We start from the raw sequence: 15569 nt of genomic DNA, 5'->3' as shown, positions 1-15569 counted from the left end.
GATCTCATTACAAATACCCAATGACCAGTGATCAATGACTTTTAGCGCCCGGAAAGTAATTAGTATATCCGGGTGCCGTGCGTAACAAACGAAAGCCCCATCTGCCCATAGGTAGAAATCATTACCGCCTCGAAAACCGGCTCGTTGGCAACAGCTGCTTTACTCCAGTTAAAAATGACATTGGCTCCCGTTCCACCTTCGTTGTCGCGGTGTTCGATAATAATCTCAACCGTTTCCATGGGCAAAATAAAAACCGGATACGACAAATACGAGCGAATGCGATCGCCTTTGGTGTTGTAGTAATCAATGCTGGAAATATACAGTGTATCGCTTGCATTCGGGTTGCGCATGCTTATGGTTGCTGTAAGGTCAACCAGGCGCTCCTGCGAACCGGAATAAATTTGCGAATACACCGACAGATAGCTGGTGCCACTTTGCAGCGAATCGGGATTAAACGCACCGGCCTTCCGGTTTTCCCAGTTTACTTTTTTTAGCGGCTCAATTTTCTCCTGATGCTTACAGGCCGAAGCAACAACAATTATTACTACAAAAATCAACAGCTGTTTCATTACCTTGCTTTTGTTCAAATGTATAAAAAACCCGGCTGCAAAAAAAGAACTTCCAATTTGTCCTGGCGATAAAACCAATTGCCGACGGTATATTTTGAGTATTGGGTATTAAAAAACCCGGCGCTCACGCACCGGGCTATGTAATATCGCCCCGTTGGGGCTTATTGCCTTTGCTATTTGCTGATTCCTTCTGAAATCAAAATTCGTAATTCGTAATTCATGCTTGTGATAGGGATCCGATCCGTATTTACGTCAACTTATACGGATCGGATCCGTTTTCGATTGGTCATTGAATATTGGATATTGTATATTGCTATTTGCCGATTCCTTCTGAAATCGTTAATCGTTAATCAGCATTCTACAATCTGTTTTAATGTAACAGATCTCTCGCTCCGCTTCGAGATGACAGCTTCGCTCAACTTTTCACTTTTAACTTTTGCCTTGCCAACTTATACGGATCGGATCCATTTTCGATCATAACACCCCCGGCGCTCACGCACCGGGCTATGTGATTTCGCCCCGTTGGGGCTTATTGCCTTTGCTATTTGCTGATTCCTTCTGAAATCAAAATTCGTAATTCGTAATTCATGCTTGTGATAGGGATCCGATCCGTATTTACGTCAACTTATACGGATCGGATCCGTTTTCGATTGGTCATTGAATATTGGATATTGTATATTGCTATTTGCTGATTCCTTCTGAAATCAAAAATCGTTAATCAGCATTCTACAATCTGTTTTAATGTAACAGATCTCTCGCTCCGCTTCGAGATGACAGCTTCGCTCAACCTTTGCCTTTTGCTCCCGACGCTTCGGTCGGGATTTCGCTTCGCTCAACTTTTGCCTTGTTACTCCACTTCGTTAACTTCCAGAATAACACTTGTGCTGTACAAGGTTATGTGCGGATTAATACCCACTTTCATCAGAAAATCGCCGGAATAGACTTTTTCAGTGTCGAACCGTGAGCGGCGTCCCGGGTAAACGTTCAGTTCTTTTATGGTGTATTTTTTAGCAGGATCGAGGCCGGCAAACTTCACCGGCAGCACCGAAGCCGTTTGCATATACCTGAAATTCGACAGGTAGTTAAACACCACCGCCCTGCTCTTTTCGTCGTTTACATACATCAGCGAGGCAAAGTCGTTTTTGTACGGACTAACCAAACGATACTGGTTGCCATGCCACACCACATCTTTAAACGAGTGATAATTCTGCACGGCCTGTTTCGCAAATGCCAGGTCGTTTTCGCTGAGCTCGTGGGCCACAATATCGAAACCCAGTTTACCCATGCTGGCCACATCAACGCGGTATTTCAGCGAAAGATCGCTCCAGTCGGTAACATGGCAATCGGTAACGATCGACGGAAAGAAATACGAATAATTCCACTGCATAAACACGCGCTCCAGCGGATCGGTATCGTCGCTGGGCCAAAACTCGGTGAAGTATTTAAACAGCTCGTAATCGCCACGACCGCCACCGCCCGAGCACATCATAATCGGTACTTTCGGGAATTTCTCGCGCACGCGCTCCATCACATTGTACAGGCCTTTGGTGTATTCGATGTAAATATGTGTTTGCGGAATACCTTCTTCTTCGAGATAAGCCGAATGCGCGTTGTAAATTACCGAGTTGCAATCCCACTTAATAAATGCCAGCTCCGGATTTTCAGACAGTAGCTTGTCTACCACACCAAAAACAAAGTCCTGCACTTCGGGGTTCGACAAGTCCAACACCAGCTGGTTACGAAAATATTTCTCCGGGCGCTCGGGCTGACGAATCACCCAATCGATATGGTTCTCGTACAATTCACTTTTCGGATTTACCATTTCGGGCTCAATCCAGATACCGAATTTTATGCCCTCTTTTGTGGCTTCTTCTACCAGGTAACCAATTCCGTGTGGCAGTTTCTTTTTGTTTTCCTGCCAGTCGCCCAAACCGGCATTGTCGCCGTTGCGCGGGTATTTGTTGGCAAACCAGCCATCGTCGAGCAGAAACAGATCAACACCCAGTTCTTTGGCATCTTTAAACAGGGCAGTCAGTTTATCTTCATCAAAATCGAAGTAAGTAGCTTCCCAGTTGTTCAGCAGTGTCAGGCGTTCGCCGTTGCCGTCCAGAACGCGGTAATCGCGTGCCCAGCTGTGCAGATTTCGGCTGGCCTCGCCGGTGCCGTTGTGCGACACCACATAAACCAACCCCGGTGTTTTAAACACCTCGCCCGGCTGCAATTCATATTCCGACGCAAACGGATTGATACCGGCAATAAAACGAACGTTGCCCTGCGGATCTACCTCAAAATCGTATCGGAAGTTCGAGCTCCACGCCAGCTGCCCCAGCACCACAGTTCCGTTGTTTTCGGCAGCTTTGCCATCAAACGAAAGAATAAAATTGGGCGATTGCAGCAAATGAGCGCGTGTTCCCAGTTTGCTGTCGATCGACTTTATGCCACGCGTCAGTTTCTCCTCGTTGCGCTGCATTTCTTTAGCCCACTCGTTACCAAAGCTGGTAAGGTAAAACTCATTGCCGGTAAAAAACAGGTTCGCCGATGCAAACTTTTTCAGCGTTACGGCATCTTTCTGCTTGTGCTGAATCTCTGTCCATTGTTCAATCACGTTTTCGTTGGCCCACGCCTTGTAAAACAGCTTCACCTGAAACTCGTATTGCGCATCTTCCAAAACAATAGTTGTCAGCACCGCATTATCCGAAGTCGTTTCGGCTGTGTGGCTCACATATTTCAGCTCCAGCGAAGTATTTCCGTCGCTCTGAATCACCTCAATGGCCGGCTCAACCAGGTTCCAGGTTCCGGAGGTGGTGTATGTGGCATTGTTTATTGCACTGTTGTTATCGCGCAAATTGTAGCCTCGCGAAACTGCGGCATACTCCGACTCATTGGCCAGCGGCTCGCCAAAATACACGGTATTTAAACGGCCGTCGGGCGAGGTTTCCAGCAACATCAGGTTATTGCTGGTTGAAATGGGGATTATCGTCTCCTGCGCATACACACTTCCACACAGGAATAAAACGATTGCGATAAGAAATATCCTTCTCATGATTATCAGATTTAATTGTTTCTTTTATTAAAAAGACGAAGATACAAAGGAAAACACCTACACGCATGGTGTATTGGAGATTTTGGTGGTGGATTGTGGTTATGTGCTCCGGCAAATGACAAAACGATTTTCTTTACCCCCCGGCTTCCAACAAGTCTTTGTCGAAGCCACTGTCTCCAGCCGGAACTGTCCATAAAGTAAAACTATCTGGAATGATACTTTCAATTTGTTAGCTTTCACTTTACCCATTAAAAAATTGGATATTCTCCTGCAAAGCCGCTCTGGTGCAAAGATCCTATACCCATTTAACAGATAAAATCTATCCACAGCTACTTCGTGGCTTTCAATCCACCAGTTCAACACAATTGCTGCCAATACACAGCAACACCACGCCCAAACCTCAGCGGGTATTGGGCTTCAGCTTAATCGCAGTGACTTATAAAACAGCATATTTTATGATATGCTCCTTATTTCTGATTAAGATAATTAATAACATTTATTATTTTACAATCTGAAATAGATTTTGTTTTCTTTACATAGTTTATTTCTATTTCTGAAATAATTTATGTTTTTATTACATATTCTATTTACATAGTTGAAATAATTTATGTTTTTATAACATAGTTTATTTTAACTAATGTAATTCTTTATGTTTCTCCTTTACTACCTCACTATTGACTCGAATTATATAATAACGTACCTTTAATAAGGCAGAATTGATACGTATTTATAAAAATACCCAACTGGAATAGCCAGAAATGCCGCTGATACCACTTTCGGACAATTACAGAAGGTCACTCAAAAGCTATGCTGATGAAAAAAATTAATTCGATACCACTCCACAGGCTGTCGCAAAGCGAGCATCAGGCTTTTATGCGTTTCATCCAACAACAAACGGCCCGGTTTTCGCCTGAGGAACTGCAAATAACAGCAGAGCATACAAAGTTTTTAGAGGCGCTGGAAGCACTCGACCGTGCCCTAAGCAAAAATCACGGCAGCGCACGCACAAAAGAGCTGCTGGCCCTCGACCAAAAACGGAGAAAAACGTACAGCGCCATTCGCGGACGGCTGAAAAACACCCTATCGAGCCCATTTGAAACGGAACGCGAGGCAGCAAAACAATTGCATTATACCTTACTGAAAGCGGGAAATATCCAACAGGCGGAATACACAGATAAAAATGTGTCGTTAAAATTTTTGTGCCGTAATTTACTGGACGAAAAACACCTGCCCCTGTGCCAACAACTGGGAATTACTCACTGGATTGAAGCCTTGCGCGATGAAAATGACACGTTTCGGAAGATGGAGATCGAACGTAGCACCGAATATGCTTTGCGCGGTACCCTAAGCAATGCCAATGCCCGTAAAGCAATTGACAAAATTTATTATAACATGGTGAGCCGCATTAACGCAAGTGTTGTTGTTGAACTGGCAACACCCAACACCGAACGATTTATTGATTTGTGCAATAAAGAAATAAAACAGATAAAAGCCTTAAAAGCCTGGCGACGCAGTATGCGGGCGGGTAAAAAACGGCGTGAGGCGGAGAAGAAATTAAGCAGTGAGAGGTTGAAGGATTAGTCACTGGTCACTGGTCATTGGTCATTGGAAAAAGAAAGGATGCCATCTTTCTATGTATAAAACAAATAAAGATGGCATCCTTAAAGACGCTTGATACCCCATACTGGATACTGGATGCTGGATGCTGGATACTGGATGCTGGAATCTGCGAATGAACACTGCAGCTTGCAAAAATCAAAAATCGTTAATCGTAATTCATGCTTGTGATAGGGATCCGATCCGTATTTACGTCAACTTATACGGATCGGATCCATTTTCGATCATAACATCCCCCCCGGCGCTCACGCACCGGGCTATGTGATTTCGCCCCCTTGGGGCTTATTTCCTTTGCTATTTGCTGATTCCTTCTGAAATCAAAAATCGTTAATCAGCATTCTGCGATCTGCTTTAATGTTACAGATCTCTCGCTGCGCTTCGAGATGACAGCTACGCTCAACTTTTCACTATTGCTCCCGACGCTTCGGTCGGGATTTGGCTTTGGCCGATTTTCAATTCGCTACGCTCAACTTGTTACCTTTTGCCTTTTTACTTTTGCCTTTCTCCTTTTGCCTTTTTCCTTGTCAACTTATACAGATCGGATCCGTTTTCGATTGGTCATTGGTCATTGAATATTGGATATTGCCATTTGCCATTTGCCAACTCCTTCGTAAATCAAAAATCGTTAATCAGCATTCTGCGATCTGCTTTAATGTTACAGATCTCTCGCTGCGCTTCGGGATGACAGCTACGCTCAACTTTTCACTTTTGCTCCCGACGCTTCGGTCGGGATTTGGCTTTGGCCGATTTTCAATTCGCTACGCTCAACTTGTTACCTTTTGCCTTTTTACTTTTGCCTTTTGCCTTGTCAACTTATACAGATCGGATCCGTTTTCGATTGGTCATTGGTCATTGAATATTGGATATTGCCATTTGCCATTTGCCAACTCCTTCGTAATTCAAAAATCGTTAATCAGCATTCTACAATCTGTTTTAATGTTACAGATCTCTCGCTGCGTTTCGAGATGACAGCTACGCTCAACTTTTCACTATTGCTCCCGACACTTCGGTCGGGATTTGGCTTTGGCCGATTTTCAATTCGCTACGCTCAACTTGTTATCTTTTGCCTTTTTACTTTTGCCTTTCTCCTTTTTCCTTTTGCCTTGCCCGTCTCTACATACTTTGCTGCAACATAGCTATTGATTGCTGGATGGCGGCCCGGTCCTGTTCCGAGATACCTTCAACTTTCAAGGCATTTTTGTACAGTTGTAGTGCTTTATCTTTGTTGCCTTCCTGCAGGTAGATTTGTGCCAGGTAACCTGTTGCCGAAAGGTATCCGGGCGAGGTGCTGATCACTTTTTCCAATGTTTTTTTTGCAGTCGATGTTTGTCCGTTCTGCATTTGGTAGTATGCAAGCGTATATCCGTAATCAGGATTTTCGGGACTCGCTTTCCATGCCATTTCGGCATATTTTACGGCTCCGGCCAGGTCGCCACGCTGCGCTACAATTACAGCCAGGTTTTTGGCAGCTACCGGCTGGTTTTCGGGATTCGCCTCCAGCGCTGTTCGCAAGGCCTTTTCGGCTTCGTCCATACGCCCCTGCTCGGCCAGCAACAGTCCCAGGTTCAGGTTGGCCGCTTCGTTCTTTGGCTCGTATTCCAATACTTTCTTCAGGTTCTCCTCGGCTTTTTGGTTATTGCCGATATACGAATACAGCACGCTGCTGTTGATTAGCGGCAATACCGCCGGAGGATACAAGCGGGCAGCTGTTTCGTACGAATTCAGCGCCTCGGTTGCCTCGCCTTTGTTCTGATGATACAAGCCAAGGTTGTAGTGGTTGCTCCAGTTATCCTGCCGCGACGTCATTGATGTTACATATTCCTTTTCGGCAGCGGCAATTATTGCCTGTTCCTCAGCGTTAAACTCATCCTGAGGGAAAGTTAAAATAGCATTGGCAGCCTGTATGCGCACCAAACGAATGTCATCCTGACAAGCTTTTAGCAGGGCAGCTTTCACCTCATCGGTAAGAATTCCTCCCAAACCGTATGCTGCCGACGAGCGCACCAGTTCCGATTTATTGTTCAGCGCATCAATCAGCACATCCGCTTTCGATGCATCAGGATAATTTCCCAACAAACGGATAAGCGAATTGGCCACTACATCGTCAGTTTTAGGATTACGGATGTACTCGAACATTTTATCCACATTCTCCCACTCCATGTCGCGGGCTTCTTTTATCAGTTGCGCCCATCGTAAGGTTTCTTCCTGGTAATTACCGTTGGGACGCGCCTTTACAATTTTATTGGCCCACTCGGGCGACTTATCGGTATGACACTGGTTACAGGCATTTGGCGAACCAAACTTAATGGTTGCCTCGGGCATTGGTGGGCGGAACGAGTGATCGCTGCGCAGAAAACGGCCAACAAATTCGCGCTTTGGCATGTGGCAGCTTAAGCAGGTAAGTCCTGCCGAAGCCGGATGCCCCGTATGTGTTTCCAGGTCTTCGGTGCGGTTGTTATGGCATTTCAGACAAGCCTGATTGGGATTGTCTTTATTGCGGTCGCGCCCACTCGATGTATGGCAGGTAACACAATGCAGCTCGCTGTTATCGGCACAGGGATTCATCATCCATTCGGTAAGGGTGTAATTCTCTCCCAGCGAACGGCCATCGGGGTAAAAGTCACGATCCTCAAGTGTTGTCACGTTATAATTGTCGAAATACTTATCGCCAGGCATGTAACTTGGCGTAATCGGGTTCATTTTGGCATGACAAGGCGAACAGGATGCCACATGCTGCTCCTGTGTAAATGTACGTGTACTTATCAGTCCGAGCTCATCAGCTTCCTCGCCTTCTTTTAATGCTTTAAAAATACGAACGTGCTCGCCCGCCGGCCCGTGGCAGGTTTCGCAGTTAATTCCGGGCTCTTTCCAGGTGGTATGGTAGGTGTCGGTTGCCAAATCGTAATTGGTATTCAACTGGCTGATATGACAACTGTAACAACCGGTGTTAAAAGCAAACATATCGTCTTTCCAGGGCAAGGCCTCATCGTCCGGCATATCTCCACCAAAATGGCGCATACCGGCCATGGGGTAATTGAACCATTCTTTGCGGTTGGCATCAAAAGCCAGCGGAATATTCTGTAATTTTCCTTTCTCAAAAGGTGTAAGAAAGGTATAGACATTATGGCCACCCATAGCCCAGATTACGTCGTAGGTTTTTACCAGCTCGTCGCCATCGCGTTCGTACATTAGCATGGTTGAATCTTTAAACTCCACCTGAAACTGATGTCCTTCCACATCGATGGGTTCGCTGTCGGGCAACTGGTGTTCGGCCATAAACGCCGCATCTATCGGCATCATGGCCTGCGCATGATACGATGGTTCCCAAAGCTTATAAAAGTTTTCGTGACACTCGATACAACTTGCCGATCCGGTAAATTCGTTATTGAGCTCCTTGGGTTTTTGCTTACAGGAAATTACTGTTAACCAAACTGCAACAACAAGTAATAGTTGAGATTTTCGGAAATTCATAATTTGATGTTTTGTATCACTTCGTTGATGCGGCAAGATACAAATTTCAACATTTTGAAAACAAAAAAAGCAGCTTATTCATAATGAGAATAAACTGCCTGTGGTATTATTAGCGTTAGTTAGTTATCTAGTTTTTCGGGTAAAACACCGAATTGAAGAAAGTCTCCATTTCGTTGATGTAGTAAATTCCATATTTTTTAAATGTAGCTTTTGTGTTGTCATCCGGTTTCCAATCGAAGAACGCATGTCCGGCACCGCCTACCTGCACATACTGCACACGTTGTCCGGCTTCCACCAACGCATCAACATATCGTTTAACAGCCTCATCGGTTATTAAACCGTCTTTTGTTCCGCGGGTAAGGTAATGCGGAATTTTACGCTCCTCTGCATTGGGGATATTGCTCAATGGCGCGATGGCTTCTTTCCAGCTATCATTGGCTTTCGGGTCTTCAGAATAATGATTGAGCAGATCACTTCCGAATACACCGTAACTCGGAGCTGCTGCTTTTATGGCTGCCATCATTTCAGTTCGCAGCTGGTCGACCGTTTTATTTTCCGGAATATACGATGGCATAAACTCAAAAACGCCTTCGGTTTCGCCAAAGCCACCATCGCCAATTTTGTTGGGCATGGTTCCGGCCACTGCCGATAAATGTCCTCCGGCACTGTCGCCGGTTACAGCAATTCGCGTTGGGTCGCCGCCATAATCAGCTGCGTGTTCCATAATGTGTGCAATAGCGCCGAACACATCACCAATAATGTCGGCCATGGTATTTCCCACTTTGTCGCCATCGCGGTTTCCGGCCCAGCGATAATCAATACTAAAAACAACATATTTGCCACTTTTGGTTAATTCGCGGGCCATTCCGCGCATAATATCTTCGGTGTTCCAAATCCAACCACCTCCGTGAATGATAATAATACAGGGCAAGTTACGCGCACCTTTGGGAGCAAACACATCGTATTTTAATTCTTTTACTCCGGGTTTTGCATAAACAATGTTCTGTGTTACTTCCAGGTGGTCAACTTCCTCTTTTTCAATAAAAGATGCCCCCAGTTTTTTATCCTGATCGATCACTACCTCGAAAGGCGATGCCATACATTCGAGATACATGTCGCCCCACATTCCGTTTACCGAATAGTAAACGGCGTCGATTGCATAGTTATTATCGGGTTCAGCCGTAAGGGTAAGAACAGTTCCTTTGGGCACTTTTCCATCATCGGGGATGGCTGGCTCAACTTTTATTTTTCCGTTCTTCACTTCATTAACGCTTACCGAAAATGTGTTTTGTGCTTGCAGTATTCCTGAACACGTGGACAGGATCAAGACAATAAAAATAAACGATTTTTGAATCATTGATTATAGCTTTAATTGGTTGAATACAGCATCAGTTTTCTTTTGCTCATTTACATGATTATTTCTTTTACAAGAATAAGAAAACATAAATTAATTACAAATTAGCATTCGGTTTCTGCTACCAGAATTTCCAGTATTCAATTCGCGGATTGGCTTTTACCTTCTCCTTGTATTCATCTATAAATTTCTGGTTCAGCTCATCGCTGTCACCGTACTTTTTGCGCAATTCTTCCAGCTGAATATGTAGTTGTGCCTGAACATCAGCATAAGCCGGATCGTTGTAAACGTTATGCATTTCCATCGGATCTTTCTCCAGGTCGTACAATTCCCAATCGTCCATATCGTAATAAAAATGAATGAGTTTGAATTTCGCGGTGGTAATTCCGCAATGGCGCATTACCGCGTGCTCCGACGGGTGTTCGTAGTAATGATAATAATGAGCATCGCGCCAATCGGCAGGCGTTTCGCCTTTTAAAATCGGCAGCAGACTGCGGCCCTGCATTTCTGCGGGAATTTCAGCACCTGCAACATCAATCAGCGTTTCGGCAAAATCGAGGTTCGAAACCAGATCGTTGTTCACCGATCCGGCTTTAATTACTCCGGGCCAGCTTACCAACAGCGGTGTATTTAACGATTCTTTATACATCCAGCGTTTATCAAACCAACCATGCTCGCCCAGGTAAAATCCCTGATCGGACGAATAAATTACGATCGTATTTTTGTCCAATCCCGATTCTTTCAGGTAATCGAGCAATTGCCCCACACTTTTATCCACAGCCGAAATACAAGCCAGGTAATCGCGCATGTAACGCTGATATTTGAAGCGTACCAATTCTTTTCCGGTAGGATTTTCTTCCCTGAACTTTTCATAGATAGGCTGATAAACCGCATCCCATTCTGCCTGTTGCTCTGGGGTAAAACCGGCGCGGGGTTGGTCGGTCATTTTCAAATCCCGGTAGAGAAACATGGTGTGGGCAATGGTCATATTATTTTTTGCTGCGGCATCACGTGTGTCGTAATCGTCAAACAATGTTTCGGGCTCGGGGAAAGTGGTATTCTCGTACATTCCCAGTTCGTTCGGCCCCGGCTCCCACGCGCGGTGTGGTGCTTTATGCCACATCATTACCATAAACGGCTGCTCCGAATCTTTTTCACTTTCCAGCCAGTTAATGGTTTTGTCGGTAATAATTTCGGTGGTGTAGCCTTCCATTTTGTACTCCCCCTCCTGGTTAATAAAGGTTGGATTGTAGTAGCGCCCCTGTCCCGGAAGAATATCGAAATAATCGAAACCGGTTGGTGTACCTCCCAAATGCATTTTGCCAATAACAGCTGTTTTGTACCCGGCTTTTTGCAACACTTTGGCGTACGAATTCTGGCTAAAATCGAAATGCGAGCCTCCGGTGTTATCAATAAAACCGTTTAAATGACTGTATTTTCCGCTAAGAATTGTGGCGCGCGACGGACCACAAATGGAATTGGTAACCATACACTGATTAAAACGCATTCCGCCCTCGGCCAGCCGGTCGATATTTGGAGTTGGCGCCAGTTCGGCCAACGGGCCACCATAAGCACTAATGGCCTGAAAAGCATGGTCGTCGCTCATAATGAAAACGATGTTTGGCCGCTGTTTACTTTCCCCTTTCTGTTGATTGGCGCAACCAAAACCGGCAAAAGCAGCCAGTACAAGGATTAAAATTCGATGTGAAATAATTTTGATGGTCATGTTTTAATATTTAGTCAGTTTAGTTGATTTGCAGCTAAAAATAGTGATTCTGTTTTGATCGCCAATTCCACTTCCTCTTCTTTTCGGGCATTGTTCGTACGTTTTGTATCGGAATATTTAAATTTTCGTACATTCGGAAAAATTTCAAAACCATGAAAGTAGGTATTCTTAGAGAAGGAAAAACACCTCCCGATAAGCGTGTTCCGTTAACCCCGCAACAGTGTGTTGAAGTGCAGCAAACATTTCCGCATGTTTCAATTGTTGTTCAACCGAGCCCTATTCGGAGTTATAAAGACGAAGAATACAGTGCTTCAGGAATCGCGCTTAAAGAGGATCTTTCGGATTGCGACGTTTTGCTGGGCGTAAAAGAAGTTCGTATCGGGGATTTTCTGCCCGGAAAGATCTACCTGTTTTTCTCGCACACCATAAAAAAACAAGCGTATAACCGAAAGTTATTACAAACCGTTTTAGCGAAAAATATCCAGCTGGTTGATTACGAAGTTCTCACTGACAAGGAAGGATTTCGCATCATCGGTTTTGGGCGTTTTGCCGGACTGGTTGGTGCCTACAACGGTTTCCGCGCCTTTGGTTTGAAATACGATTTATTTAACCTGAAACCGGCACACGAGTGCGAAGATTTAGAGGAAATGTTACAACACCTCGACGAGGTAAAACTTCCACCTATAAAAATAGCGCTCACCGGCGACGGACGCGTGGCACACGGCGTTTTAGAAATTCTGAATCATATGAATATTATGCGGGTTTCGCCCGAGGCTTATTTAAATGACGAGGAGCCAGAACAAGCTATTTATGTGCAGCTGCTGCCCGGAAACTATGCCAAACGCATTGATGGCGAGCCATTCGATTTGCTGCATTTTTTCAATAACCCGACGATGTACGAGAACAGCTTCCATCCGTTTACCCAGGCAACTGATATGCTGATCGCGTCAGCGTATTGGGATCCAAAATCTCCGGTACTTTTTACTGCCGACGAGATGAAAAACGATAATTTCCGCATTGCAGTAATCTCGGATATCACCTGCGATATTGAAGGCTCTATCCCATCGACAAAGCGTGCAGCTACAATTGCCGATCCGTTTTACGATTACAATCCACAAAGTGGCGAGCTGGAAGAGGCTTTCTCGAACCCAAACAATGTGTCGGTGCAGGCCGTGGATAACCTGCCTTGCGAACTGCCGAAAGATGCCTCGCTTGATTTTGGGCGTAACCTCATCGAAAAAGTATTCCCAAGTTTATTTGGCGACGATACCGACGGAATTATCCAACGCGCTTCCATTACAAAAGATGGTGCGCTGACTGAAAAATTCTCTTATCTGCAGGATTTTGCTGACGGGAAATAGAGTTGCTCGCTAATTTGCGCTGATAAAAAGCAAAGGATCCGATCCGTATATTTTCAACTTAAACGGATCGGATCCTTTTTCTGAAACCTAAAGCCCCGGTCGGTATATTGTATTATGAATACCGACCGGGGCTTTTTTTATATCCTTATTCTTCAGCGAAAATCAGCGCAATCCGCGAGAAACAAAAACAAAAAACAAACGTCGATCCAAAATTCATGGACCGACGTTTTACTCACTCTCCCTTAACTTGTCCGTCAGTTGACAGACTTCTCACCCTACTTAATCAGTTCAACACTGCGCTTCACAAATTGATCCAGGTCGGCTCCTTTTAACAGGCCGTTCGCCAACAGCGCCAAGTCAACCATTTGTTTTGCCAGTTTATTCTTTTTACCAAATCCGGCCAGCTCTTCGCGTTTTGCTTCTTCCAACTTCGCCAGTTCCGAATTCAGTGTTTCCAGTTTCTCTTTATCAGCTGCCGGAATCTCCTCTTCTTTCTTTCCTTCTTTTGCTTTTTCCAAACCGGCAATTTCCACTTTCTGAGCCGTAATTTTTCCGGTCATTTCTTCCAGTTTGCCACCCAGCTTTTTGTCTTTGGCATCCAACACTTTTTTCACCAGTGGATGAGCGGTGTTTACTACCAGGTTCAATGAATCGGGCAGGTCTCCATACATGCTCATTCCACCCTGGGCAGCGCTCATATCTTTCATACGGCGCATAAATTCGTTACGGGTAATTACCATTGGTGAACCGTTTTCACCCAGATCCTGGAAATCAACAATGTAAGTATGTGCGTTATTTTGCGGGCAAACCGCCTGGAACACCGGCGACAACTCTTGTTTTTGCTCCCAGCTCCACTCTTCTTTTGCGGTATCTTCTTTCCGAATCAGGTTTTCAACCACGTCAGAGTCAACACGCACAAAACGTTTGTCGGTGTATTTCTGCTCAAATTTGTTAATCAGGTGAGGCGCCAACACATCATCCAAAATCAGCACATCGTAACCTTTGTTTTTTGCAGCCTCAACAAAAGTGAATTGCTCCTCAACATTGGTTGTGTACAGGTAAATGGTATTGTTGTCCTTATCCGTCTGGTTCTCTTTTACCAGTTTTTCATATTCTTCCCAGGTAAAATACTTGCTTTCGGTATTTTTCAGCAGGAAGAAATTCATTGCACGATCGTTAAATTTCTCCTCGGTCAGCATTCCGTACTCGATAAAGATCTTCAGGTCGTCCCACTTGCTTTCAAAATCTTCGCGGTTGTCTTTGTAGATCTGGTGCAAACGATCGGCCACTTTTTTATTGATGTGACTGCTGATCTTTTTCACATTCGAATCGCTTTGCAGGTACGAACGCGACACGTTCAGCGGAATATCCGGCGAGTCGATCACACCATGCAACAGTGTCAAAAATTCAGGTACAATTCCTTCAACCGAATCGGTAACAAAAACCTGGTTGCTGTACAACTGGATTTTGTTTTTCTGCACCTCGAAATTGTTTTTGATTTTTGGGAAATACAAAATACCGGTCAGGTTGAACGGGTAATCCACATTCAGGTGAATATTGAAAAGCGGCTCGTCGCCCATCGGGTACAATTTCCGGTAGAAGTTTTTGTAATCTTCGTCTTTTAAATCGGCAGGCATTTTTGTCCAGGCCGGAGCAACATCGTTAATCTGGTTGTCTTCGTCAGTGTCAACCTGCTTGCCGTCTTTCCAGTCTTTTTTCTTACCGTAAACTACCGGAACGGGTAAAAACTTGCAGTATTTATTCAGTATTTCTGAAATTTTTGCATCATCAAGAAAACCTTTTTCCTCTTCGCTGATGTGCATTACAATGTCGGTTCCAACGTCTTCTTTTTCCACCTCTTCCAGCTCGTACTCAGGACTTCCGTTACAGCTCCATTTTACGGCCTGCGAACCTTCTTTATGTGATTTTGTAATTACATCCACTTTTTCCGACACCATAAACGAACTGTAAAAACCCAATCCGAAATGGCCAATAATGGCATTGGCGTCGTCTTTGTATTTATCAAGGAATTCGTTGGCACCCGAGAAAGCAATCTGGTTAATGTACTTCTCCACCTCTTCGGCAGTCATCCCGATACCATTATCCGAAACGGTAATTGTTTTGGCTTCGGTATCCAGTTTAACAACCACTTTGGCATTGCTTACATCGCCTTTGTACTCGCCTTTTCCGGCCAGTGTTTTTAGTTTTTGTGTTGCATCAACGGCGTTTGATACGATCTCACGTAAAAAAATGTCGTGATCAGAATAGAGAAACTTTTTAATAATTGGGAAAAGATTCTCGCTGGTTACTCCAATTTTTCCTGTTTGCATTTTTCTATATTTTAAATTTTACTATCAATTTTTACGCTCGCCAAAAGTCAAACGCTGTGCCATTCGTTATTTGTGACGATTTGACAGAAACCAGGCTT

General features: G+C 44.6%; 8 protein-coding genes. 2 read left to right on the top strand and 6 right to left on the bottom strand.

Features of this window, described 5'->3' with window-relative positions; translation table 11 throughout:
• Positions 1 to 59: 59 nt before the first annotated feature.
• Positions 60 to 569, bottom strand: coding sequence for a DUF3124 domain-containing protein (locus BMW53_RS10625; protein ID WP_038563851.1), 510 nt, complete (start codon positions 567 to 569; stop codon positions 60 to 62).
• A gap of 847 nt (positions 570 to 1416) precedes the next feature.
• Positions 1417 to 3612: an alpha-galactosidase gene (locus BMW53_RS10620; RefSeq protein WP_038556096.1), complete on the bottom strand. Its 2196-nt coding sequence runs from the start codon at positions 3610 to 3612 to the stop codon at positions 1417 to 1419.
• An 813-nt stretch (positions 3613 to 4425) separates the two neighbouring features.
• On the opposite strand from BMW53_RS10620, the gene BMW53_RS10615 reads away from it, so the two are divergent.
• Positions 4426 to 5193: a DUF6261 family protein gene (locus tag BMW53_RS10615; RefSeq protein ID WP_139178101.1), complete on the top strand. Its 768-nt coding sequence runs from the start codon at positions 4426 to 4428 to the stop codon at positions 5191 to 5193.
• Between the two features lie 1149 nt (positions 5194 to 6342).
• Here the strand turns inward: BMW53_RS10615 and BMW53_RS10610 are convergent.
• The 3 genes from BMW53_RS10610 to BMW53_RS10600 all read right to left on the bottom strand — a co-directional run bounded on the left by BMW53_RS10610 (position 6343) and on the right by BMW53_RS10600 (position 11780).
• The gene (locus tag BMW53_RS10610; RefSeq protein WP_074780631.1) at positions 6343 to 8700 is read right to left on the bottom strand and encodes an ammonia-forming cytochrome c nitrite reductase subunit c552; all 2358 of its coding nucleotides are present in this window, start codon (positions 8698 to 8700) and stop codon (positions 6343 to 6345) included.
• Between the two features lie 127 nt (positions 8701 to 8827).
• Positions 8828 to 10057: an alpha/beta hydrolase gene (locus tag BMW53_RS10605; protein ID WP_038556117.1), complete on the bottom strand. Its 1230-nt coding sequence runs from the start codon at positions 10055 to 10057 to the stop codon at positions 8828 to 8830.
• Positions 10058 to 10175: 118 nt separating this feature from the next.
• Positions 10176 to 11780: a sulfatase family protein gene (locus BMW53_RS10600; protein WP_038556121.1), complete on the bottom strand. Its 1605-nt coding sequence runs from the start codon at positions 11778 to 11780 to the stop codon at positions 10176 to 10178.
• 152 nt (positions 11781 to 11932) lie between these two features.
• On the opposite strand from BMW53_RS10600, the gene BMW53_RS10595 reads away from it, so the two are divergent.
• Positions 11933 to 13141, top strand: coding sequence for an NAD(P)-dependent oxidoreductase (locus BMW53_RS10595; protein WP_038556124.1), 1209 nt, complete (start codon positions 11933 to 11935; stop codon positions 13139 to 13141).
• Positions 13142 to 13416: 275 nt separating this feature from the next.
• Here BMW53_RS10595 and htpG read toward each other — a convergent pair whose 3' ends face one another.
• Positions 13417 to 15471, bottom strand: coding sequence for a molecular chaperone HtpG (gene htpG, locus BMW53_RS10590; RefSeq protein WP_038556127.1), 2055 nt, complete (start codon positions 15469 to 15471; stop codon positions 13417 to 13419).
• Between the last annotated feature and the right edge of the window lie 98 nt (positions 15472 to 15569).

This window comes from Draconibacterium orientale, from assembly GCF_900111425.1.
GTDB lineage: Bacteria > Bacteroidota > Bacteroidia > Bacteroidales > Prolixibacteraceae > Draconibacterium > Draconibacterium orientale.
The sequence above is the reverse complement of the archived record's forward strand: the minus strand, read 5'-3'. Positions and strand labels throughout refer to the sequence as shown.

Coding starts and splice junctions, on each gene's coding strand:
- BMW53_RS10625 (WP_038563851.1), bottom strand. CDS start 569: ATGAAACAGCTGTTGATTTTTGTAGTAATAATTGTTGTTGCTTCGGCC.
- BMW53_RS10620 (WP_038556096.1), bottom strand. CDS start 3,612: ATGAGAAGGATATTTCTTATCGCAATCGTTTTATTCCTGTGTGGAAGT.
- BMW53_RS10615 (WP_139178101.1), top strand. CDS start 4,426: ATGAAAAAAATTAATTCGATACCACTCCACAGGCTGTCGCAAAGCGAG.
- BMW53_RS10610 (WP_074780631.1), bottom strand. CDS start 8,700: ATGAATTTCCGAAAATCTCAACTATTACTTGTTGTTGCAGTTTGGTTA.
- BMW53_RS10605 (WP_038556117.1), bottom strand. CDS start 10,057: ATGATTCAAAAATCGTTTATTTTTATTGTCTTGATCCTGTCCACGTGT.
- BMW53_RS10600 (WP_038556121.1), bottom strand. CDS start 11,780: ATGACCATCAAAATTATTTCACATCGAATTTTAATCCTTGTACTGGCT.
- BMW53_RS10595 (WP_038556124.1), top strand. CDS start 11,933: ATGAAAGTAGGTATTCTTAGAGAAGGAAAAACACCTCCCGATAAGCGT.
- htpG (WP_038556127.1), bottom strand. CDS start 15,471: ATGCAAACAGGAAAAATTGGAGTAACCAGCGAGAATCTTTTCCCAATT.